A 20,697-nucleotide genomic window follows, 5' to 3' on the forward strand; every position below is an offset into this window, starting at 1 on the left:
AGTGATTCCCGAGGATCTTCGGTACACGGCCGAGCACGAGTGGGTGTCCGGCGACGGCACCGGTCCCGTGCGCGTGGGCATCACCCACTTCGCGCAGGACGCGCTCGGCGACATCGTCTACGTGGAGCTGCCCGAGGAGGGTGCCACGGTGCAGGCGGGCGAGCAGTTCGGCGAGATCGAGTCGACCAAGAGCGTCTCGGAGATCTACGCCCCCGTGTCCGGCACGGTGGTGGCGCGCAACGGCTCGCTCGCCGACGAGCCGGAGCTGATCAACGCCGAGCCCTACGCGGCCGGCTGGCTCGTCGAGATCGCCCCGGACGACCCGGCGGCCGTCGCGGCGCTGCTGGACGCCGCGGCCTACCAGGCGCTGACCGAAGGCTGATCGACAGCCTTCCGCTTCTCCCGTGTGTCCGGTTGCCCGGTATTTCGGTGCTGACTAGGCTCGCGGAGCACCAGTACGAATGTAGTCACTCGAAACCGATAGTCGTGCGTCCGGGCCTCCGGGCAGCGGCGGCGGGGGCGCTGCGGGGCCCGGGCCTTCAGGCCCGGTCATCGCTCACCCTCCGTCGTCGGGCGGCGACCGAAATGATCCGTGAGGTGGTCCATGACGCGCCCAGACGACGAGTTCCCCCCACTCGACGTCACGTCCACGCTGAACCTCGGAGCGCTCGACGAGGTGCTCGAGGGGCCGGAGACCGACGTGGTACCGAGCCGGATGTCCGGCTCGCTGCCGCCCGGCATGGCGCTGCTGGTCGTGCGCCGCGGCCCGAACGCGGGCGCCCGGTTCCTGCTGGACCATGACGTGACCACCAGCGGCCGGCACCCCGACAGCGACATCTTCCTCGACGACGTGACGGTCTCGCGCCGGCACGCCGAGTTCCACCGCGACGGCGGCATCTTCACGGTGCGCGACGTCGGCTCGCTCAACGGCACGTATGTGAACCGGGAGCGGGTCGAGTCGGCGACCCTGAGCAACGGTGACGAGGTGCAGATCGGCAAGTTCCGCCTCGTCTTCATCGCCGGCCCGAGGCCGGAGGGCGAGGGCGGCGGGGCGTGAACCCGGCGGGGGCGGCGGCACACGATCCGGGCGCGGCACGTCCGGGTCGTGACGCTGCGCTGATGAGCATCGGGGAGGTCCTCGCTCAGCTGCGCACGGAGTTCCCCGACACGACCATCTCGAAGCTCCGGTTCCTGGAGGCGGAGGGGCTGGTCGATCCCCAGCGCACCGCCTCCGGCTACCGGAAGTACTCGTGGAACGACGTCGCCCGCCTGCGCTTCGTGCTCACCGCGCAGCGCGACCAGTACCTTCCGCTGCGCGTGATCCGCGAGCAGCTGGAGGCGCTGGAGCGGGGCGACGAGCCCCTGGTGCGGCAGCGCCCGTCGCTGGTGGCGGTCGGGTCCGACACCGACGTGGCCGCGGACCCGGTCGACAGCCGGGTCTCGCGCGCCGACCTGGTCGAGCGGACGGGCGTCGAGGACAGGCTGCTCGCCGAGCTGGAGCAGATCGGCCTGGTCACCTCCCGGCCGCCGGGGTGGTACGACGGCGACGCGGTGGTCATCGTCGAGGCGGTCGTGGGTCTGGCCCGGCACGGCCTCGAGGTGCGGCACCTGCGGGCGTTCCGGACCGGCGCCGATCGGGAGCTGGGGCTGTTCACGCAGCTGCTGGCCCCGCTGGTGCGGCAGCAGGACCCGGCGGCGCGGGCCCGGGCGGCGGAGACGGCGCGGGAGCTGCAGACGCTGTCGCAACGGCTGCACGCGGCGCTGGTGCGGGCGGGGCTGCGGGACACGCTCGGCCGCTGATCGACCTGTTTTCCCTTACGAGGCCCGGTTCCGCCGGGCCTTTGTCGTACCGTCCGGGCGGTTCTGCCGGGCCTTCGCCGGCTCGTGCGGGCGGTTACGCCGAGCGCTGAACTGCGCGGACGCGGCCCGCGGGAGTGACGCGCGCCGCAGCCCGTGCCGGGGGTGCTCCGGGAAAGTGGCACTGACCAGGCGCGTTCCGGCGGTTGGCGCGGCCGGGAGGGGGTAAGCCCGGCTGGAACGGACACGGCACACGTGTGGCGCTCGTACCCGGGCACCCGTGTACCGTGCAGGATAGGGCGGGAAACAGCCTGAAGATCGTCGTTCGCGATGATCGACAGGGCCAATGGCTGTTCCGTCGAGGACAGCCGGCTGTTCTGCTGGACAGCGACGACGTGCGACACGGAGGCGGGCGGTGCGCGAGCTGAGCGTGGTCGGAGTTCGGGTGGAGCTGCCCAGCAACCAGCCGATCGTCCTGCTCAGGGAGGTCGACGGGGACAGATACCTGCCGATCTGGATCGGTGCGGTGGAGGCGACCGCCATCGCCTACGAGCAGCAGGGGGTCAAGCCGGCCCGGCCGCTCACCCACGACCTGTTGCGGGACATCCTGACGGCGCTCAAGGCGCCGCTGGAGGCGGTCGAGATCACCGAGCTCAAGGAGAACGTCTTCTACGCCGACCTGCTGATCGGCGACGGCGTGCGGGTCTCGGCCCGCCCGAGCGACTCGATCGCCCTGGCGCTGCGGGTGGGCGCGCCCATCCGGTGCGCCGACGAGGTGCTGACCGAGGCGGGCATCGTCATCCCCGACGAGCAGGAGGACGAGGTCGAGAAGTTCCGCGAGTTCCTCGACCAGGTCCGGCCCGAGGACTTCGCGGGCTGACGAGCAGAGCTTTCCGGACGCCCGTTGCCGGTCGGCGGCGGGCGTCCGTGTTTTCCGGCGAGGCGGGACCGGACCAGCCCGCGCTCGTGGACGCCGCGCCAGGTGGCCTGGTCGGGGGCAAGCGCGGTCGAGCGCGGTCGGGGGTCCGCAGGCCAAGACGGCTCCGGTGGCCCGGTCGGGGGTCCGAGAGGCGGGACGGCTCCGGTGGCCCGGGTGGGCCTGACGGGCCCGGCGCGGGGCGTCGCCGGTGGCCCGGCGGGGGCGGCAGAAGCGGTCAGCCGGGGCGCGGTGCCGGGTGGCGGGCCGTGCTCATGGGGCCGCCGAGCTGATCCGGGGCGGTCCCCGGCGTGGCGGCTGTCGTCCGTATGCGGCGTGTCGCGGCATTACCTCCCGGTGTGCGGGCACCCTGAGTTATAGGCTCGTCGGGTCAAGGTGAAGCGGCACCGCGCAGCGGGGAGGTAGTCGCGTGCACGACTCAGATCCTCAGGAGGGTCCTCTCGTCGGGGAGAACGGCGAGGTCGGGTATCGCGGGGTCACCGCGTGCCAGGCGGTCGGCATCAGTTACCGCCAGCTCGACTACTGGGCGCGGACGACGCTCGTGGTGCCGAGCATCCGGGACGCGTCCGGGTCGGGGACCCAGCGGCTCTACTCGTTCCGTGACCTGGTGGTGCTCAAGGTCGTCAAGCGGCTGCTCGACGCGGGCGTGTCGTTGCAGAACATCCGCAAGGCCATCGAGACGCTGCGCTCGCGCGGGGTCGAGGACCTGGCCGGCATCACGCTGATCTCCGACGGCACGACGGTGTACGAGTGCCGGTCGCCGGAGGAGGTCGTCGACCTGCTCCAGGGCGGTCAGGGCGTGTTCGGCATCGCGATCGGCGGCGCCTTCAAGGAGATTCAGGGCTCGTTGTCGCACCTGCCCGCGGAGCCCGCCGTGCCGCAGCCGGTGGGTCTGCCCGCCGAGCCCGCCGCCGGGGACGAGCTGGCCGCCCGCCGCGCCCGCCGCCGCGCCGGCTGACCTTCTTTTTGCCATAGTGGCAAAGAAGGTGCCGGGTGAGGCGCCGCGGCGATCATGCTGAGCGGCATGGACAGACAGGGTTTCTGGGACGACAAGTACGCCGCGTCGGAGCGCATCTGGAGCGGCGAGCCGAACAGGGCGCTGGTGGGTCAGGTCGCCGCCCTGGCCCCGGGCACCGCGCTCGATCTGGGCTGCGGCGAGGGCGCGGACGCGGTGTGGCTGGCGCGGCAGGGCTGGACGGTCACGGGCGTCGACATCTCGCCGATCGCGCTGGGCCGGGCCGCCCGGCACGCCGAGGAGGCCGGCGTGAAGGTCGACCTGCAGCGTCACGACCTCACCCGGACGTTCCCGCAGGGACAGTTCGATCTGGTGAGCGCGCAGTTCCTGCACGACTACGGCGACTTCCCGCGCACGGAGATCCTGCGCCGGGCGGCCGGGGCGGTGGCGCCGGGCGGGGTGCTGCTGATCGAGAGCCACCAGAGCCACGGCCCGCACCCGCATCCCGACGACGGCGAGGTGCGCTTCCTGTCGCCGGGCGAGCTGGTGGCGGAACTCGCGCTGGCGCCGGGGGAGTGGGACCTCGAGGTCAGCGAGGAACACGACCGCATCCAGCAGGGCCCCGACGGCACGCCCACGCATCGCACGGACAGCACGCTGCGGCTGACCCGCCGGGCGTGAGTCCTGCCGTGCTCCGATGATCGGCGGGGGTTAGATTCGGCGGGTGACCGAACCGTTCGCCGCCGCCGGCTCGCTGCTGGACGCGTACCGGCGGGTGGACTGGGGTGCGACGGCGGTGGGCGAGGCGCGGACCTGGAGTCCCGCCCTGCGTGGCGCCCTGGATCTGGTGCTCGGCACCCGCACCCCCGCGACCCTGCTGTGGGGTCCCGAGATGGTGCTGCTCTACAACGAGGCGTACGCACCGATTCTGGGCGACAAGCATCCGGCCGCGCTCGGTTCCCCGTGCGCGGAGGTCTTCCCGGAGATCTGGGACACCATCGGGCCGATGCTCGAGCGGGTGTACCTCGAGGGCAGCACCACGTTCTTCGAGGATCTGCGGCTGCTGCTGGTGCGGCACGGGTTCGCGGAGGAGACCTACTTCACCTTCTCCTACTCGCCGGTGCGCGGAACGGACGGCGCCGTCGAGGGTGTCATCGACATCGTGTGGGAGACCACCCGGCAGGTGCTGGCACATCGCCGGCTGGCGCTGCTGAGCCGGCTCAACGACAGCCTGGCCGCCGCCGGGGACGTGAGCGGGCTGCTGGAGCACGCCCCGCCGGCCCTGCGCTCCGAGGATCTGCCCGCGGTGAGCATCGAGCTGGGCGCGTGCGGGCTGCCCGAGCGGGAGGTGGCGCTGGAGCGGACGTCCGAGGGCACCTTCGCCCGGATGCGCCTGGGCGGCGCGGAGGCGGTGCTGGTCATCCGGCTCAGCCCGCACCTGCCGGTCGACGGGGCGTACCTGGGCTTCGTCCGGCTCATCGGCACCGCGCTGGCGCAGGGCCTCACCCGGGCGCGGGCCCGGGAGGCGGAGCGGCGGGCGGCGGCCCTGCAGCGCGAGCTGGCCGAGGCGCTGCAGCGCAGCCTGCTCGAGCCGCCGGCCCAGCCCGACCACCTGCAGGTCGCGGTCCGCTACCAGCCGGCGGCCGAGGGCGCCGAGGTCGGCGGCGACTGGTACGACTCGTTCCTGCTGCCCGACGGCCGGCTCGCCGTGGTCATCGGCGACGTCACGGGGCACGACCGGCGCGCCGCCGCCGCGATGAGCCAGATCCGCAACCTGCTGCGCGGCATCTCGTACACGGTGGTGCGGCCGCCCTCGGAGATCCTGGCCGCGCTGGACGAGGCGATGGCCGGCTTCGGGGTGCGGCAGTTCGCCACGGCGGTCGTCGCCGACATCGACGTCACGACCGAGGGCAGCCACCTGGTCCGCTGGTCCAACGCCGGGCATCTGGCGCCCGTCCTGCTCGCCCCGGACGGCACGCCGCGGCTGCTGCTGACCAAGGGCGAGACCTTGCTGGGCACCCGGGCGCCCGTCGCCCGTACGGACCACAGCGTCCTGCTCGAGCCGGGCGCCGCGCTCGTCCTCTACACCGACGGGCTGATCGAGCGCCGCACCGGCTCGCTCGACGACGGCTACCGGGACCTGCTCGGCCACCTCGACGGCCAGGCCGGCCGGAGCGCCGAGGAGCTCGCCGACCACATCCTGGGGCACTTCGCGGCCGGCACCGAGGACGACGTCGCGCTGGCCGTCGTCCGCCTGCGACCGTCGTCACCGCGGCACGAGCAGGTCGAGGGTTGAGCAGGCGCAGGCCGGCGGCGCGGGGACACGGACCGGGCTGACGGCCGTGCGGCGGCTCGCGAGTGCGTCGTCGCTCGGGTGTCGCGTCCGCGTCGTCGTGCTTGATCAACGACGTGAGTCAGGCCTCCTGTCCGGAGGGGCCGGAGGGGCCGGAGGGGCCGGAGGGGCCGGAGGGGCCGGAGGGGCCGGAGCGGTCGGAGGGGCCGGAGCGGATGCGGTCGAGCAGGGCGGGCACCCAATGATCGCCGTAGCGTTGCTGCAGGTCCGGCCGCGCCCAGTCGGCGCCGGTGACAATCCCGCGGCAGGACGACGTCCCGCATCGGCACGGCATGGTGAAGGCGGGCTCGCCCGTGCTGGTCGCGTAGTCGTTCGTCAGCTCCTCGCCGGCCGCGATCGGGCGGCGCGTCGCGAGCGTGTAGGGCCCGGCCCACCAGAGTCCGGGGTCGCAGCTGTGGTTGCCCTTGCCGGCGGGCCGGTCCGGCGGCAGCACCAGGTGCACCCCGCTCGCCACGGTGATGGTGTCCACGTACGCGGTGGCCCCGGCGAGCAGGCGGCGCAGCTCGGAGGTGGTCACCAGCCGGCCGCCGAGGCGGGACACCGGCGCCCCGGCCGGCAGGTCGGTGGTGGCGACGAGCCCGACCCCCGCGATCGCGGACGGGCGGACCTTGACGGAGGGCAGCAGCCAGCAGTCGGGAGCCGGCGGTGGCCAGGCAGTCATGACGGCCACTGTAGACACGGGCTCAGGGTGCGTGCTGCCGGACGTGCTCGGCGAAGGGTCCTCTCACCACGCGGAACCGGCGCTCACCCGGCGACGGGCTCGGGGACGGGACCGGCCATACTGGACTCTACGGGTGCGGGACGGCGCTCCGCGCGGGCGGCACCGATGCCCGCGGCGACGACGCAGGCCACGCCCGCGGCGGCGGGCCAGCCGGGGTGCTGGCCCAGCACGAGGACGCCGATGACCAGGGCATAGACCGGCTCGAGGGCCATCAGGACGCCGAAGGCCGCGGTCGGCAGGTGGCGCAGGGCCACGAACTCCAGCAGGAACGGGACGATCGGCAGCAGCACCGCCACGCCGAGCGCGGTGAGGATCAGCGGCCCGGTCAGCCGGGGAGCGGCCGCCGGCCCCGCGACCACGGTGGCCACCAGGGCGGCCACGGGCAGGGAGACGGCGATGCCGGCCAGCCCCGGGACCTGGTCGCCGACCCGCTGGGTGAGCAGGATGTACGCCGCCCAGCACAGCCCCGCCGCCAGCGCGAAGGCCACGCCCACCGGGTCGATCTCCCCGCGCCACGGCGAGGTCAGCAGCACCACGCCGCCCGCGGCGACCACGGCCCACCCCTTGGCCGTGCGCCCGCCGCGCCACACCGCCACGCCCAGCGGGCCCAGGAACTCCAGCGCACTGGCCGTGCCCAGCGGCAGGCGGGCGACCGCGCCCATGAACGTCATCGTGATGCCCGCGGTGACCACGCCGAGCGTGACCGTGCTCAGCAGGCCCGCGCGGGTGAAGCGGGACAGCCGCGGGCGCACGAGCGCGAGCACGATCAGCCCCGCCCAGCACAGCCGCACCCACGCCGCGCCCGCCGGGCCGAGGTCGTCGATCAGCCCGGCCGACAGGGCGAGGCCGAGCTGGGCGAACAGCATCGAGATCAGAGCCAGGGGGACACCACGCATGCCGACCAGTAGACGCCGGCAACATTGTTCACGTCCACGTGCAAACCATGGACATACCGTTCGGCAATCCTGAACGATGACGGGATGGAGACCCGCCGCCTGCGGCTACTGCTCGAACTGTCCCGCCTCGGGTCGATGCGGGCGGTCGCCGATGCGATGCACGTCACCACCTCCACGGTGTCCCAGCAGCTCGCGGTGCTCGCCAAGGAGGCCGGTGCCACGCTCGTCGAGCCGGAGGGGCGGCGGGTCCGGCTCACCCCGGCGGGCCGGCGCCTGGCCGCCCACGCGGTGGACATCCTCGCCGCCGTCGACGCCGCGCGGCTCGACCTCGACCCGGCGGCCGAGCCGGCGGGCACCCTGCGCGTCGCCTCCTTCGCCGCCGCGATCCGGCGGGCGCTGGTCCCGGCGATCGGCACGCTCGCCCGCGACCACCCCCGCGTACGCCTGCAGCTGCGCGAGCACGAACCGGCGGAGGCCCTCGCCCTGCTCGCCGCCGACGAGGTCGACCTCGCCCTGACCTACGACTACAACCTCGCACCGGCGGCGTTCGACCCCGCGTTCGCCGTCTCCCGGCTGTGGAGCATCCCGTGGGCGCTCGGGGTGCCGGGCGAGGGCGGCCCGGCGAGCTTCGCCGGCGCGCGCGACCTCGACTGGATCGTCAACTCGCGCAACACCGCCGATGACGACGTCATCCGTACGGTGGCCGCCCTCGAGGGGTTCGAGCCGCGCATCGTGCACCGGGCGGACAGCCTCGGCCTCGTGCAGGTGCTCATCGTCGCGGGGCTGGGCGTGGGGCTTCTGCCCGCCGACATGCCCGTGGCCTCCGGCGTGCGGCTGGTGGCGCTGACCGGGCCCGAGGTGCACCTGAGGGCGTACGCCGTCACCCGCCGCGGCCGCGCCGCCTGGCCCGCGCTCGGCCTGCTCCTGACGATGTTGCAGAACTAGGCAACCATCCGTACGGCAGCGGTGTGTTCCTCGATGTGAAAAGACAACCGACATGACGGGTACCGACAGCGCGGCCTTCGACGCCTTCTACGGCGCGACGGTCCGGCGGGTCGTGCTCTACCTCTACGCCGCCTGCGGCGACCGGGCCGAGGCGCAGGACCTGGCCCAGGAGGCCTTCGCCCGCGCCTGGCAGCACTGGCCCCGCATCGCACGCTACGAGGACCCGGAGGCCTGGGTCCGCACGGTGGCCTGGCGGCTGCTCGCCAACCGCTGGCGCAGCCTGCGCCGCCGGCTGACCGCCCTGGCGCGCCTGGGCCCGCCGCCCCACCCGGCCGGGCCCTCCCCGGACCGGGTCGCCGTCGTCGACGCGCTGCAACGGCTGCCCCAGGCCCAGCGGCAGGTGGTCGCGCTGCACTACCTGCTGGACATGTCGATCGCCGACATCGCCACCGGCACCGGCGTGCCCGCCGGAACCGTCAAAGCCCGCCTCTCCCGCGCCCGCACCGCCCTCGCCGGGCTGCTCGGCGACCACGAACTGGAGACCAGCGATGTCCCTCTCTGACCAGCTCCGCGCGCTGGAGGACGACGTGGCGCAGCTGCCGGTCGCCCCGGCCGCCGACATCCGCGCCCGCGGCCGCCGCCGGGGCCGCACCCAGCTGACCGCCACGGTCGTCGCCGTCGCCGCCGCGGCCACCACCGCCGGAGTCGTGGCGACCCTGCACGGTCCCGCGCCGCAACCGGCCGCCGCGCCACCCTCGCGCGCCGCCGTTCCGATCGAGTGCGTCGTCACCCTGCCGACGAGCCCGGACCAGGTACGGGTCCGGGTGTCCGACACCGGAGCGGCCACCGCCCTGCGGGAGCGCGGCTTCACCGTCCTGAGCGGGCCGGGGGACACCGGGCCGGCCGTCCTGCGCTACGGGCCCGAGGCGATCGGCGACGCGGCCCTGCTGCGCGCCTACCTGCCCGGCGTCACCCCGGTGTACGACCCGGGGCGGGCCGGCGACACGATGGACCTGACGGTGGGCCCGGCGTTCACCGGGCTGGCCACTACGACCGAGGTCAACCAGGCGCTGGTCGAGGCGGGCGCGCCCACCCCTCCGCCGGGCTGCTGAACCCGGGCGGCGCTCACCCGGCCACGGTGAGCGTCGCCGTCCAGGGCTGCCGGATCGGCACGCCGGCCGCCCCGGTGCTGCTGACCTGGGCCACGGTCACCGGGTACGCGCCCGGGGCGAGCGGCGCGGCCGGCGTCCACAGCAGCGTGCCCGGGGCGGGCTCGGTGACCGTACCGGCGAGGGGGCCGGACGGGCCGGTGACCGTGACCGAGCCGCTGTAGTCAGCGCCCGTGGGCTGCACGTCGCGCTGGAAGCGGACCGTGACCGCGGTGGGCGTGGCAGCGGCGGAGACCACGAGTGGGTCGCGCCAGTACTGGATCGCCAGGTGCGTGTCGGGCACATCCGGGTCGTCCCAGGCGGTCGCCGTGTCGTCGACCAGCATCGTGCGGGTGATGCCGCCGTCCACGGTGACGCTGCGGTTGTTGGTGCCGGTGATCGTGCCCCACTCCTCGACGGTCTCCCAGCTGCCGCGGGTGTACTTGTACTGGATGTCGGTGCCGTCCGGAACCGTGATCGTGGCCTCCCAGACGCCGGCGCCCCGGGGTGTCATGGCGAGCTTGCCGGGATCCCACGGGCCCAGCTCGGCGATGTTGCCGGGCACGTAGAGGGTCGCGTCCGGCGGGGTGCCCGGCGGCGCGAGCACGCGGAACGTCACGTCGACCGGGCGCACGGGCACGGTCAGCGCGGCGGGCAGCGACGTGACGGTGTCGTCCGGATTGCGGTAGGCGAGGTGGCCGACCACGTCCGCGGTGCGCGGGGACGGGCCGGCCGGGGTGACGTCGTACGTGACGCTGAAGCTCGCCCCCGCCGCGAGCGACGCCACGGTGGCCGGGGTACGCGCCGCGATCCGCCAGCCGTCCGGGGCGGTCACCGTGGCGGCCAGGTCGCGGATCGTGCCCGGCCCGTCGTTGCGGGCGGTCGCCACCAGCCGGCTCGTGGCGCCGGACTGCAGGCCGTCGGGGGCCGTGAGCGTGAAGTCGACGGCCGGCTGCTGCGCCACCGTCAGCGGGCGCCCGTCGTGCCGCACCGTGACCCGCCCGGCCGTCGTGACCTGCACGACGATCGACTTCCCGGCGTACGAGAAGCGCGCCGGCCGCCCGTCGACGGTGACCGTACGCGGCCGCGAGACGCCGGTGAACTCGACCGTGTAGTGCCGCCGCGGGCCCGCGCCGATGGTCAGCTCGCCGGGCGCCGACCGCAGGCCGGTGCGCGTGTACTGGCCGGTGCGGTAGGCGAGCCCGTCGCCGGCGTCGTCGTACAGTTCACTGGTCGTGGAGCCGTGCGGGTAGACGGCGACGCGCACCTCGTCGCGGGGCTGGTGCGCCACGTTGACGGTGTCGTCCGGGGCGCGGGTGACGATGCCGCCCCCGCGGACGTACACGGGCATGCGCTCGGGCGTGGCGGCGACCGTGCGGGTGGCGGGGCCCCGGAAGGTCGTACCGGTGAAGAAGTCGGTCCAGACGCCCGGCGGGAACCAGACCTCGGCCGTGGTGCTCAGCCCGGGCTTCGTGACCGGGGCCACGAGCAGGGAATCGCCGAGCAGGTACTCGGTGTCGTGCTCGTACGCCTCGGCCCGCCCGGGATACGCCAGGTACAGCGCACGGGCCATCGGAAGTCCGGTGTCGTACGTCTGCCGCGCGGCCGTGTAGAGATAGGGCACCAGCGACTCGCGCAGGCGCAGGAAGCCGGCGGCCGGCCCGGCGACCGCGGACGAGTACTCCCACGGCAGCCGGTCGCCGTGGTCGGAGTGCAGCCGCAGGATCGGCTGGAACGCCCCGAGCTGCACCCAGCGCAGGTAGAGGTCGCCGGGCAGGTGCGTGCCCGCGAAGCTGCCGATGTCGTGACTGACCAGCGACATCCCCGCGGCGGCCTCGGCCGGGGTCATGGCGGCGGCCGCGGCCAGCGTCGCCCAGTCCGGCCGGGTGTCGCCGGTGAAGTGCACGGTGCTGCGGTGCTCGGCCCACGGACCCGAAGGACCGATCTGCGAGTACGCCGGGAAGGCCCCGCCGATGCGCGCCAGCGAGAAGCCCCGCAGCCCCCGCGCGTCCCCGGCGCGGCGGTACAGCTCGTTGACCCAGCTGTCCGCGGTCAGCCCCGGCGTGCCGACGACGCTGTCGTCGCAGCAGTAGTCGAGCCACCACTGGCGTACGCCCTGCTCCTCGAACGGCCGGTGCAGCTGCGCGTAGGCGGCGGCCTGGTCGCGGTCGGACCAGTCGAACCGGTACGGGTTCGGCGCGAAGCTGCTCGTCGCCGGGGTCAGCTTGCCCTTCGCCGTCGCCTGCGCGCCCGCGAACCGCGGATCGTCGCCGGAGATCGCGGCGTGCACGTTGAGCGTCGTCGCGATGCCCTGCGTCTTCAGCGCCGCCAGGAACTTCTCCGGATCGGGGAACAGCGTGGGGTTCCAGTTCCAGCCGGCCCACTGGTTCGGCGCCTTCCAGTCCGTGTCGACGACGAGCGAGTCCAGGGGGACGCCGTGCTCCCGGAAGGCGGGCAGCACCTCGTTCTCGTAGTCGGCGGTGCTGTACGCCTGGTACTTCGAGAACCAGGTGCCGAACGCCCACTTCGGCGGGAGCAGGGAGGGCCCGGTGAGCGTGCGCAGGTCGGCGAGCCCGGTCCGGTAGTCCTGGCCGTACGCGAAGAGGTACCCGTCCTGGTACGCGCCGGAACGCTGCGGCCGCGGCGTGACCCAGCCGTCCGCCGTGGTCAGCGCGGTGACGGTGTCATCCAGCAGGTACCAGCCGTCGCGGTGCAGCATCCCGGCGTGCAACCGCAGCTGCTCGACCGGGCCCGCCTGCCCGTCGTAGTAGTCCAGCCCCCGGTACCAGCCGCCGAGCGCATCGTCGCGCGCCGGCGCCCCGAACGCCGGGTGCACGCTGCGGCCGTTCACCACGAGCGTGGTGGTGGCCGGGGAGACGGGCCCGCTGCCGAGCTCGTAGCGCAGGATCGCCTTCCGCGTCCGGAGCACCAGCTCCCCGGCGCGGCTCTCGGCCCGGAACCACGTCCGCGCCGGATCGCGCGCCACGGCGTTGAAACTGGGCCGGTCCTCGAACCGGTCGTCGGCGGCGTACTCCAGGCGCAGCAGCGTCGGGGTGAGCACCTGCACCCGCAGATGCCCCGCCCGGACGGTCTGCCCGCGCACCTCGATCCGCCCGCCGCCCGCCACGGCCGCGCCGGGCAGGCCGATCAGCACGAGAAGGACGCCGAGCGCCCCCGCCAGCCAGTTGTTCCGCCGTCCCGCCATGACTGCAGCCTCATCCCGCCCGCCGCCCCTGTCATCGGCCGATCATCCAAACTCGTCGATTGGCGGGCGCGCCCTACGCTCGCGCGCGTGACCGATCGACTGGCAGTGATCTTTCCCGGGGCGCTGCTCGGCCCCTTCGCCCCGCCGCTGATGTTCGCCGGCGACGCCGCCGAACGGGCCGGCGCGCACCGCATCGCCCACCGATGGGAGCGCCCGCAGGAGCTGACCGGCCTGCCCGAGCGGGACCGACCGGCCTGGGTGGACACCCAGGCGGCCGCGGTGCTCGACCGGGCCGCCGCGGACCACCCGGGCGCGAGCACGCTCGTGCTCGCGAAATCGCTCGGCAGCTACGCGGCGCCGCAGGTGACCCGGCGCGGCCTGCCGGCGGTCTGGGTGACCCCGCTGCTCCACGAACCGGGCCTGGTCGCCGCCCTGCGCGCCGCCACCGAGCCCTTCCTGCTGATCGGCGCCACCGCCGACCCCAGCTGGGACGGCCCCCTGGCCCGCGACCTGACCCCGCACGTCCTCGAGCTCGAGGGCGCCGACCACGGCCTGTACGTCCCCGGCCGGCTCGCGGCCTCGGCGGAGGCACTGGGCCGCATGGCGACCGCGGTCGAGGACTTCCTCGCCCGGGCGGTCTGGCCCTGAGGTAATCGGGTGGTCTGCCGCGCAGTGCGGCCCCTAGATTGCGGATCATGCCTCGACTGGAACGTCTCAGCGCCGAGCACGCCGACCGGGTGCTGCGGTTCGAAGTGGACAACAGGGAGTACTTCACGCGCAGCGTCGCCGACCGCGGGGACGACTATTTCGCGCACTTCGCGGAGCGGCACGCGGCGCTGCTGGCCGAGCAGGAGCGCGGGCTCTGCCACTTCCACGTGCTGGTCGACGACGACGGCTCGATCATGGGCCGGTTCAACCTGTACGACGTGGCCGACGGGGAGGCGGAGCTCGGCTATCGAGTGGCGCAGCGGTGCGCCGGGCGCGGTGTCGCGCAGGACGGCGTGCGGCGCGTGATCGCCCGGGCCCGTGACGAGTACGGGTTGCGGCGGCTGCGGGCCGGGACCGGCGACCGCAACGTGGCGTCGCAGCGGGTGCTGCGGGCGACCGGCTTCGTGGGCGGTGGGCAGGCGTACTCGCTGAGCCTCTGAGCTCTTGCTCCCGCCCCCATGGCACGATCCTGCGTCCGCCTGATCGCCGCCGGTACCTGCCCCGGGATGACGGCGTCAGCCTTTGACGGCGCCGGCGGTGATGCCGGCGACGAAGTGGCGCTGGAGGAAGGCGTAGGCGAGGACCATCGGCAGGGAGGCGACCACCACGCCGGTGAAGAGGAGGGGATAGTCGGTGAGGTATTCGCCCTGGAAGTCGAGGAGGGCCAGCGGGAGGGTGCGCTTGGCCGGGTCGTCGATGAACAGCAGGGGGTACAGCAGGTCGTTCCAGTGCATGACGACCAGGAAGATGGCGGTCGCGGCCAGGGACGGGGCCGACAGCGGGACGGCGATGCGGCGGTAGGTCGTCCACGGGCCGGCGCCGTCGAGGCCGGCTGCCTCGTAGAGTTCGCGCGGCAGCGTGCGCAGGAAGCCCGTCAGGATGAACACCGCCACGGGCAGCGTCACGACGATGTTGACGAGCATCAGGCCCACGAGGCTGTCGCGCAGGCCGAGCCGGTCGAACTGGACGTACTGCGGGATCATCATGGCCTGCGCGGGGACGGCGAGGCCCGCGGCGAACACCCCGAAGAGCACGTGGCCGGGCCAGCCCGGGATGCGCGTGGCGGCGTACGCGGTGAGGCTGGCGAGCACCAGCGTGACCGGCACCGACACGCCGACCACCAGGGCGCTGTTGCCCAGCACCCGGAGCAGATCGCCGCGGCCCAGCACCGTCGCGTAGTTGTCGAGCGTCGGCGAGGTGGGCAGCCCGAACGGCGCGTCGAAGAGCTGCTGCGTGGTCTTCAGCGAGCCGCCGACCACGACCAGCAGCGGGACGACGATGAGCAGCGCGTAGACGGCGAGGACGGCCCGGCGCATCAGGAGCCCCCGGAGGTACGACGGGCGAGGCGGTTCTGGGTCACGGTCACGAGGGCGATCAGGAGCATGAAGACCACGGACTCGGCGGCCGCGTACCCGAGCTGGCTGTTGGCGAACGTCGTGTAGATGCGCGTCGACAGGATGTCCAGCGCCGGGCGGGGCGGGTTGCCGCCGAGGCCCAGGATCAGGTCGAAGGCCTTGAACGACTGGATCGTGGTGTAGGCGACGACCAGGGCGGTGGCGGGCGCGACCATGGGCCACGTCACGTAGCGGAACTGCTGCCAGGTGGTCGCGCCGTCGGTGCGGGCGGCCTCGTACAGCTCGGGCGGGATCTGCTGGATGCCGGCCAGGTAGATGATCATCATCTGGCCGGCGTGGAACCAGATCTGCGCGGCGGCCACGCAGAAGATCGCCGCGCCCTCGTCGCCGAGGTAGACCGAGCGGAACCGGTCCAGGCCCACCGCGTCGAGCAGCGTGTTGGCCAGCCCGAACGTCGGGTCGTAGACGAACCGCCACACGAACGCGACCGACACCGACGACAGCACGGTCGGCAGGAAGAACAGCCCCCGCAACAGTCCGGTGGCCCGCGTGCGGGAGACGAGGAGGACAGCCAGCAGGAGGGCGAGCGCGGTCTGGCCCAGCACGACGGTCAGCAGGAACTTGAGGTTGTTCGTGACCGCGTGCCGGAACAGGTCGTCGCCCGTGGCGAGCGTCGTGAAGTTGTCGAGGCCGACGGTGCTGTAGGAGGGGCTGAACCCGTCCCAGTCGGTGACCGCGTACTGCAGGCCCTGCACGGCGGGGAGGACGAAGAACACCCCGTACAGGGCGAGCGCCGGGATCGGGAAGAGCAGCAGGGCGGGCGGAAAGCGGCGCACGTCAGCGCTTCTGGTCGATCACGCGCTGCGCCGCCTCGGCCGCCTGCTCCGGCGACGTGCCGCCGACGACCTGCACGGCCGCGTTCTCGACCGCCGAGCGCACATCCAGATTGACGAACTGGAACCGCGGTGCGAGCAGCGTCTTCTTCGTCAGCCACGGCTCGAAGGACTTCAGGTCGGCGTTGGTGTACTCGACACCCTGCACGGTCACGTGCTGCGCGGTGCCGTTGGCGTAGGTCGCGGCGACGGCCGGATCGGAGAGGTGCCGCAGCCAGGCGAGCGCCGCGCCCCGCTTGCCCGACTTCGCGTTCACGCCGAGGATGAACGTGGCGTTGAACACGCCCTCGTACCTGGCCTTGTCCGCGGTGGTGGTGATCGGCGCGTACAGGCCGAAGGGGAAGGTCGCCCCGAGCTTGCGCAGCGCACCGGCCATGAACGACCCGGTGGCGAGCAGCGCGGCCTTCTGCGTGGCGAAGAGCTGCTGCGCGGCTTCCGCTCCGGTGCCGGTCGCGCCGCTCTGCAGGTACGGCCGCAGCTGCGCGTACTGCCGCAGGGTCGTCAGGAACCAGTCGTCGGTCGCCTTGTAGCGTCCCGCCTCGATCCCGGCGAACGCGTCGTCGGCGGGCATGTTGTTCATCACCATCGTGTTGAGCAGCTGTCCCGCGTTGGCCGCGTCGCCGCCCGGCCACGCCACCGGCACGACCCCCTTGCCCTTGAGCGTGTCACACATCGCCAGGAAGCCGTCCCAGTCGCCCGGCAGCTCCGCGAACCCGTGCTTCGCGAGCAGCTCCGTGTTGGTGACCGGCATGTTGAAAACCAGCTGGTACGGCAGGCCGAGCTGCTTGCCGTCCCGCGCGCCGGCCGCGATCAGGGCCGGCTGATAGCGCTGGACCAGGTCCTGGCCCGACAGATCACTGAAGACGCCGGCCTTCGCGATGTCGCTGAACTGCGCCCCGCGGAACGCCGTGAACGCGTCGCCCACGCTGCCGCCGCGGATCTTCTGCAGGGCGGTGCTCTGGTAGTCGTTCGACGGCGAGATGTCCTGCCGCACGCTCACCTTCGGATGCTTCTGCACGAAGGCGGCGATGATCTGCTCGAACACCTCCTTGTCCTCGGCCCGCCAGTGCGCGAACGACAGCTCGCCCTCCACCGGCCCGTCGAACCCAGCGCCGCCCGCGGCCGACGGCCCGTCCTCGCCGCCCGGCCCCGCGCAGGCGGCGAGGACGGCCCCGGCGGCACTCAGGCCGCTCAGCTGCAACAGACGACGACGGCTCAGCACGCTCATGTCGCTCAATATCCCATGCGCCCCATGGGAGAACAAGATCAAGGATCGAGGCGGTGCTCGGGCCGGACCATCGGGGAGGCCGTCGATGGTGCCGGCCCCGGTGCCCGGCCCGCTCCGGGCACCGGGCTCAGGCGACGGTGAGCGGAGCGCTCGGGGCGCGGTGCGGAACTGCCGGGGCGATCGTGCCCTCGACGAAGATGGCGTGCCACAGGCAGAACATGGCGACCGTCCAGACCTTGCGGGAGTGGTCGGCCACGCCGGCGCGGTGCTCCTGGAGGAGCTTCTGGGCGTACCCCAGGTCGAGCAGGTGGTCCGCCTGCGAGGCGGCCATGACCGCGCCGAGCCAGTCGCCGACCGCGCCCTTGAGCCAGACCCGGGTGGGGGTGGGGAAGCCGAGCTTGCGGCGGTCGCGGACGGACTCGGGGACGATCCCGCGCATCGCCTCGCGCAGGGCCATCTTGGTGCCCTTGGAGTTGTGGGGCAGCTTGAGCTCGGTCGGGAGGCCCGCGGCAGCCTGGTAGACGGCCTGGTCGAGGAACGGGACGCGCAGCTCCAGGGAGTGGGCCATGGACATGCGGTCGGCCTTGGCGAGGATGTCGCCGGGCAGCCACGTGTGCAGGTCGACGTACTGCATGGAGGCCGTGTCGTCCACGTCGGCCGTCTCGGCGTACAGGTGGTTGGTGACCTCGGTGTGCGGCAGGGCGGTGAAGCGCATCAGCGTGGCCTTCTCCTCCGGGCCGAAGATGCGGGCGTTGCCCCAGTAGCGCTCCTCGATCGGGGTGGTGCCGCGCTCCAGGAAGCTGCGGCCCTTCATGCCCTCGGGCATCACGTGGGAGAGGTTGCGCAGGCCGCGCTTCATGCTGGGCGGCAGCTTGCCGATGCCGGCGAGCGACAGCGGCTCGCGGTAGATCGTGTAGCCGCCGAACAGCTCGTCGGCACCCTCGCCGGACAGGACCACCGTCACGTGCCGGGAGGCCGTACGGGCCAGGAAGTAGAGCGGGACCAGCGACGGGTCCGCGACCGGGTCGTCGAGCAGCTGCACGATCCGCGGCAGCTCCCGGATCACGTCCTCCTCGTTGATCAAGGTCGGGGTGAGCCGGACGCCGAGCTGGTCGGCGGTGTGCTGGGCGATGTCGATCTCGGAGTACGCCTGGTCGTCGAAGCCGGCGGTGAACGCGTGCAGGTCCGGCTTGACCTCGCGGGCCAGCGCGACGATCGCGGACGAGTCGACGCCGCTGGACAGGAACGCGCCGACCGGCACCTCGGCGTGCATGTGCTTGCGGACGCTGTCGCGCAGGGCGGCCTGGATGGCGTGCTGGGCCGCCTCGGGCTGCAGGGCGAGGGGGCGCAGCGACGGGCGGAAGTAGCGTTCCATCCGGATGCCGCCGCCGGGGGTCCAGGTGAGCCGGTGCCCGGGCTGCAGCCGCTTGACCTGGCGGTGCAGGGTCAGCGGCTCGGGGACGTACTGGAAGGTCAGGTAGTGCGCCAGCGCGTCGGTGTCCAGCGCGGCGCCGGAGTTGCCGCTGAAGGGCAGCAGCGCCTTGCGCTCGCTGGCGAGGAAGATGCCGTCCGAGGTCTCCAGCACGTAGAGCGGCTTGATGCCGAACTGGTCGCGGGCGGCGTGCAGGGTGCCGGTCCAGTGGTCGTACGCGACGAAGGCGAACATGCCCCGCAGCCGCGGCAGCGCGGAGGCTCCCCAGTAGTGGAACGCGGCGGCGAGCACCTCGCTGTCACCGTGCGTGGCGAAGGTGGCCTGGTGCTCGCGGATCAGGTCGGCGCGCAGCTCCCGGTAGTTGTAGATCTCGCCGTTGAAGACCATCGTCCAGCGGCCGGCGTCGGAGCCCTCGGCCGGGTAGTGCACCGGCTGGGCGGCCTCCTCGCGGTCGATGATGGCGAGGCGCTTGAAGCCGAACGCCATGCCGTCGCGCACCTCGACCCGGGTGTCGTCCGGACCCCGGTGGTGCATGAGCTCCAGCGCGGCCGCGAAGGCGGGGGGCTGTCCGGCTCCCGGGCGGCTGCTGATGAACACGGCAAGACCACACATCGCGTACTCCTGTCGTCGGCGATGGCGGAACAGTAGGAACCGGCCTGTGAGGAACTTGTGAGGAAGCCGTGCGTTTTCCCGGCGCCGTGGAAACCGGTCCGGATCTTCATCGGTTCCCAACATTTCTTGACGAGGCGGGTCAGAATCCCCGCGTGACCGCACGCATCCTCATCGCCGACGACGACCGCAAGCACGCTGAGCTGCTGCGCCTCTACCTGGAGCGGGAGGGGCACCAGGTGCTCACGGTGGGTGACGGGCGGGCGGCGCTGGAGGTCGCCCGGGCTCGGCGTCCCGACCTGGTCGTGCTCGACGTGATGATGCCGATCGTCGACGGGCTGGACGTGTGCCGGATCCTGCGCGCCGAGTCCGACGTCGCGATCCTGCTGGTGACCGCCCGCTCGGCCGAGAACGACATGCTGCTCGGGCTCGACATCGGCGCCGACGACTACCTGGCCAAGCCGGTCAGCCCGCGCGAGCTCACCGCCCGGGTCCGGGCCCTGCTGCGCCGCGCCGGCACGGCCGACGGCCCCTCGGCGGTGCTGCGGGTGGGCGACCTGGAGGTCGACCCCGGGCGCTTCGAGGTGCGCGTGAACGGCGCCCCGGTCGGCCTCACCGCCAAGGAGTTCGGCATCGTCGAGCTGCTCGCCCGCGAGCCGGGCCGGGTCTTCACCCGGGGGCAGATCATCGACAAGACCTTCGGCTTCGAGCAGGACGTCTCCGAGCGTACGGTCGACGCGCACGTGGTCAACCTGCGCCGCAAGCTGGAGGCCAACCCGGCCGAGCCCCGCTACGTGCAGACGGTCTACGGCCGGGGATACCGGATGGCCGAGCAGTGAGCTTCCGGCTGCGCATCTTCGTGCTCGTCATGGTGGTGGCGGTGACGGCCATCGGCGCGACCGCGTGGCTGACGCTGAGCCTCACCTCCCGCGAGTACGAGCGTGCGCAGCGCGACGCCGTCCGCCACGAGCAGGAGTTCGCCGAGGAGGTGCAGGGCTTCGGGCTCGTGCGCGGCGGCTGGCCCGGCGTGGACGTGCTGGTCGCCGACCTGTCCGGCCGCTACCGGCTGCACGTGCAGCTGCGCACCGAGGACGGCGTCGTGCTGGCCGACTCGGACACCATCGCCGGGCGCACCGCCGCCCCGGTGCAGGCCGCGGGCATCGGCATCGACCCGCGCCCGCAGCTCGACCCCGCCATCGCCGCCGCGGCCGAGGGCGGCGGTCCTGATGTGCCGGCCGCCCCGGCCGCGCTCTTCACCGGCGCGCAGACCGGGTCCCCGGCGACCCGGATGATCCGCCAGGCCGCCGAGTACCGCGCCGCGCTGCTGGCCGCCCGCTGCATCGCCGACGCCGAGGACGAGCTGACGGAGCCGCTCGGGCTGACCCGGGCGCCCTACCTGTCGCCCGAGCAGCTGCGGGAGCACCCGGACTGCGCCCGCGACGCCGAGACCCGGGTGCTGCACGACCTCGCCTGGATCCGGCAGCTCACCACCCAGTGGCGCGACTGCTCCGCGGG

The 20,697-nt window shown here is 73.3% G+C and carries 20 protein-coding genes and 1 pseudogene; 14 read left to right on the plus strand and 7 right to left on the minus strand.

Features of this window, described 5'->3' with window-relative positions:
- The first annotated feature begins 1 nt into the window (after window position 1).
- The 7 genes from gcvH to RBH18_RS14000 all read left to right on the plus strand — a co-directional run bounded on the left by gcvH (window position 2) and on the right by RBH18_RS14000 (window position 5,985).
- Window positions 2–382 (plus strand): glycine cleavage system protein GcvH, encoded by a 381-nt coding sequence (gcvH, locus tag RBH18_RS13970; RefSeq protein ID WP_305783236.1) that lies wholly within the window; start codon window positions 2–4, stop codon window positions 380–382.
- Window positions 383–604: 222 nt separating this feature from the next.
- The gene (odhI, locus tag RBH18_RS13975) at window positions 605–1,057 is read left to right on the plus strand and encodes an oxoglutarate dehydrogenase inhibitor Odhl (protein ID WP_306207656.1); all 453 of its coding nucleotides are present in this window, start codon (window positions 605–607) and stop codon (window positions 1,055–1,057) included.
- A 62-nt stretch (window positions 1,058–1,119) separates the two neighbouring features.
- On the plus strand, window positions 1,120–1,800 hold the full coding sequence (ftsR, locus tag RBH18_RS13980; protein ID WP_306207658.1) for a transcriptional regulator FtsR: 681 nt from the start codon (window positions 1,120–1,122) through the stop codon (window positions 1,798–1,800).
- 412 nt (window positions 1,801–2,212) lie between these two features.
- Window positions 2,213–2,677: a bifunctional nuclease family protein gene (locus RBH18_RS13985; protein WP_306207660.1), complete on the plus strand. Its 465-nt coding sequence runs from the start codon at window positions 2,213–2,215 to the stop codon at window positions 2,675–2,677.
- 466 nt (window positions 2,678–3,143) lie between these two features.
- Complete coding sequence (locus tag RBH18_RS13990) at window positions 3,144–3,692, plus strand: MerR family transcriptional regulator (protein ID WP_306207662.1); 549 nt, start codon at window positions 3,144–3,146, stop codon at window positions 3,690–3,692.
- A 66-nt stretch (window positions 3,693–3,758) separates the two neighbouring features.
- Window positions 3,759–4,370, plus strand: a complete 612-nt coding sequence (locus RBH18_RS13995) for a class I SAM-dependent methyltransferase (RefSeq protein ID WP_306207665.1) — start codon at window positions 3,759–3,761, stop codon at window positions 4,368–4,370.
- Between the two features lie 43 nt (window positions 4,371–4,413).
- Window positions 4,414–5,985, plus strand: coding sequence for a SpoIIE family protein phosphatase (locus tag RBH18_RS14000; RefSeq protein ID WP_306207667.1), 1,572 nt, complete (start codon window positions 4,414–4,416; stop codon window positions 5,983–5,985).
- Window positions 5,986–6,103: 118 nt separating this feature from the next.
- Here RBH18_RS14000 and RBH18_RS14005 read toward each other — a convergent pair whose 3' ends face one another.
- Window positions 6,104–6,703, minus strand: a complete 600-nt coding sequence (locus tag RBH18_RS14005; RefSeq protein WP_306207669.1) for an SET domain-containing protein — start codon at window positions 6,701–6,703, stop codon at window positions 6,104–6,106.
- An 83-nt stretch (window positions 6,704–6,786) separates the two neighbouring features.
- The gene (locus tag RBH18_RS14010; RefSeq protein ID WP_306207671.1) at window positions 6,787–7,659 is read right to left on the minus strand and encodes an EamA family transporter; all 873 of its coding nucleotides are present in this window, start codon (window positions 7,657–7,659) and stop codon (window positions 6,787–6,789) included.
- Between the two features lie 84 nt (window positions 7,660–7,743).
- Here RBH18_RS14010 and RBH18_RS14015 point away from each other — a divergent pair, with 84 nt between their 5' ends.
- From RBH18_RS14015 to RBH18_RS14025, 3 genes are read left to right on the plus strand one after another with little or no spacing between them, the layout of a single operon-like run.
- Window positions 7,744–8,604, plus strand: coding sequence for a LysR family transcriptional regulator (locus tag RBH18_RS14015; RefSeq protein ID WP_306207673.1), 861 nt, complete (start codon window positions 7,744–7,746; stop codon window positions 8,602–8,604).
- 52 nt (window positions 8,605–8,656) lie between these two features.
- Window positions 8,657–9,166, plus strand: coding sequence for an RNA polymerase sigma factor (locus RBH18_RS14020; protein WP_306207675.1), 510 nt, complete (start codon window positions 8,657–8,659; stop codon window positions 9,164–9,166).
- Window positions 9,153–9,716 (plus strand): LytR C-terminal domain-containing protein, encoded by a 564-nt coding sequence (locus tag RBH18_RS14025; protein ID WP_306207677.1) that lies wholly within the window; start codon window positions 9,153–9,155, stop codon window positions 9,714–9,716. Before RBH18_RS14020 ends, RBH18_RS14025 begins: the two co-directional genes overlap by 14 nt.
- 13 nt (window positions 9,717–9,729) lie before the next feature.
- On the opposite strand, the gene RBH18_RS14030 is transcribed toward RBH18_RS14025, so the two are convergent.
- Window positions 9,730–12,957 carry a TIM-barrel domain-containing protein gene (locus RBH18_RS14030; protein ID WP_306207679.1) on the minus strand — a complete coding sequence of 1,076 codons (3,228 nt, stop codon included), beginning with the start codon at window positions 12,955–12,957 and terminating at the stop codon, window positions 9,730–9,732.
- Between the two features lie 87 nt (window positions 12,958–13,044).
- Between RBH18_RS14030 and RBH18_RS14035 the strand changes: the two genes are divergently transcribed.
- Together RBH18_RS14035 and RBH18_RS14040 are read left to right on the plus strand one after the other, a co-directional pair.
- Window positions 13,045–13,605 (plus strand): alpha/beta hydrolase, encoded by a 561-nt coding sequence (locus tag RBH18_RS14035; RefSeq protein WP_306207680.1) that lies wholly within the window; start codon window positions 13,045–13,047, stop codon window positions 13,603–13,605.
- A gap of 47 nt (window positions 13,606–13,652) precedes the next feature.
- Window positions 13,653–14,105 carry a GNAT family N-acetyltransferase gene (locus tag RBH18_RS14040; RefSeq protein WP_306207682.1) on the plus strand — a complete coding sequence of 151 codons (453 nt, stop codon included), beginning with the start codon at window positions 13,653–13,655 and terminating at the stop codon, window positions 14,103–14,105.
- Between the two features lie 75 nt (window positions 14,106–14,180).
- Here the strand turns inward: RBH18_RS14040 and RBH18_RS14045 are convergent, their stop codons facing one another.
- The 4 genes from RBH18_RS14045 to asnB all read right to left on the minus strand — a co-directional run bounded on the left by RBH18_RS14045 (window position 14,181) and on the right by asnB (window position 19,170).
- Complete coding sequence (locus RBH18_RS14045; RefSeq protein ID WP_306207684.1) at window positions 14,181–14,981, minus strand: carbohydrate ABC transporter permease; 801 nt, start codon at window positions 14,979–14,981, stop codon at window positions 14,181–14,183.
- The gene (locus RBH18_RS14050; protein ID WP_306207686.1) at window positions 14,981–15,856 is read right to left on the minus strand and encodes a carbohydrate ABC transporter permease; all 876 of its coding nucleotides are present in this window, start codon (window positions 15,854–15,856) and stop codon (window positions 14,981–14,983) included. The genes RBH18_RS14045 and RBH18_RS14050 overlap by 1 nt, the downstream gene beginning before the upstream one ends.
- Before the next feature lies 1 nt (window position 15,857).
- Window positions 15,858–17,141, minus strand: coding sequence for an ABC transporter substrate-binding protein (locus RBH18_RS14055; RefSeq protein ID WP_306207688.1), 1,284 nt, complete (start codon window positions 17,139–17,141; stop codon window positions 15,858–15,860).
- Between the two features lie 127 nt (window positions 17,142–17,268).
- The gene (gene asnB / locus RBH18_RS14060) at window positions 17,269–19,170 is read right to left on the minus strand and encodes an asparagine synthase (glutamine-hydrolyzing) (protein ID WP_306207690.1); all 1,902 of its coding nucleotides are present in this window, start codon (window positions 19,168–19,170) and stop codon (window positions 17,269–17,271) included.
- Between the two features lie 167 nt (window positions 19,171–19,337).
- On the opposite strand from asnB, the gene RBH18_RS14065 reads away from it, so the two are divergent.
- Window positions 19,338–20,021 (plus strand): response regulator transcription factor, encoded by a 684-nt coding sequence (locus RBH18_RS14065; RefSeq protein ID WP_306207692.1) that lies wholly within the window; start codon window positions 19,338–19,340, stop codon window positions 20,019–20,021.
- Window positions 20,018–20,697, plus strand: a pseudogene (locus RBH18_RS14070) (two-component sensor histidine kinase); the annotation flags it as partial. The gene RBH18_RS14065 and the pseudogene RBH18_RS14070, both read left to right, overlap by 4 nt.

This window comes from Actinoplanes oryzae (genome assembly GCF_030757795.1).
In the GTDB taxonomy this organism is placed as follows: Bacteria; Actinomycetota; Actinomycetes; order Mycobacteriales; family Micromonosporaceae; genus Actinoplanes.

Coding starts and splice junctions, on each gene's coding strand:
- odhI (WP_306207656.1), top strand. CDS start 605: ATGACGCGCCCAGACGACGAGTTCCCCCCACTCGACGTCACGTCCACG.
- ftsR (WP_306207658.1), top strand. CDS start 1,120: ATGAGCATCGGGGAGGTCCTCGCTCAGCTGCGCACGGAGTTCCCCGAC.
- RBH18_RS13995 (WP_306207665.1), top strand. CDS start 3,759: ATGGACAGACAGGGTTTCTGGGACGACAAGTACGCCGCGTCGGAGCGC.
- RBH18_RS14005 (WP_306207669.1), bottom strand. CDS start 6,703: ATGACTGCCTGGCCACCGCCGGCTCCCGACTGCTGGCTGCTGCCCTCC.
- RBH18_RS14010 (WP_306207671.1), bottom strand. CDS start 7,659: ATGCGTGGTGTCCCCCTGGCTCTGATCTCGATGCTGTTCGCCCAGCTC.
- RBH18_RS14015 (WP_306207673.1), top strand. CDS start 7,744: ATGGAGACCCGCCGCCTGCGGCTACTGCTCGAACTGTCCCGCCTCGGG.
- RBH18_RS14020 (WP_306207675.1), top strand. CDS start 8,657: ATGACGGGTACCGACAGCGCGGCCTTCGACGCCTTCTACGGCGCGACG.
- RBH18_RS14025 (WP_306207677.1), top strand. CDS start 9,153: ATGTCCCTCTCTGACCAGCTCCGCGCGCTGGAGGACGACGTGGCGCAG.
- RBH18_RS14030 (WP_306207679.1), bottom strand. CDS start 12,957: ATGGCGGGACGGCGGAACAACTGGCTGGCGGGGGCGCTCGGCGTCCTT.
- RBH18_RS14040 (WP_306207682.1), top strand. CDS start 13,653: ATGCCTCGACTGGAACGTCTCAGCGCCGAGCACGCCGACCGGGTGCTG.
- RBH18_RS14045 (WP_306207684.1), bottom strand. CDS start 14,981: ATGCGCCGGGCCGTCCTCGCCGTCTACGCGCTGCTCATCGTCGTCCCG.
- RBH18_RS14055 (WP_306207688.1), bottom strand. CDS start 17,141: ATGAGCGTGCTGAGCCGTCGTCGTCTGTTGCAGCTGAGCGGCCTGAGT.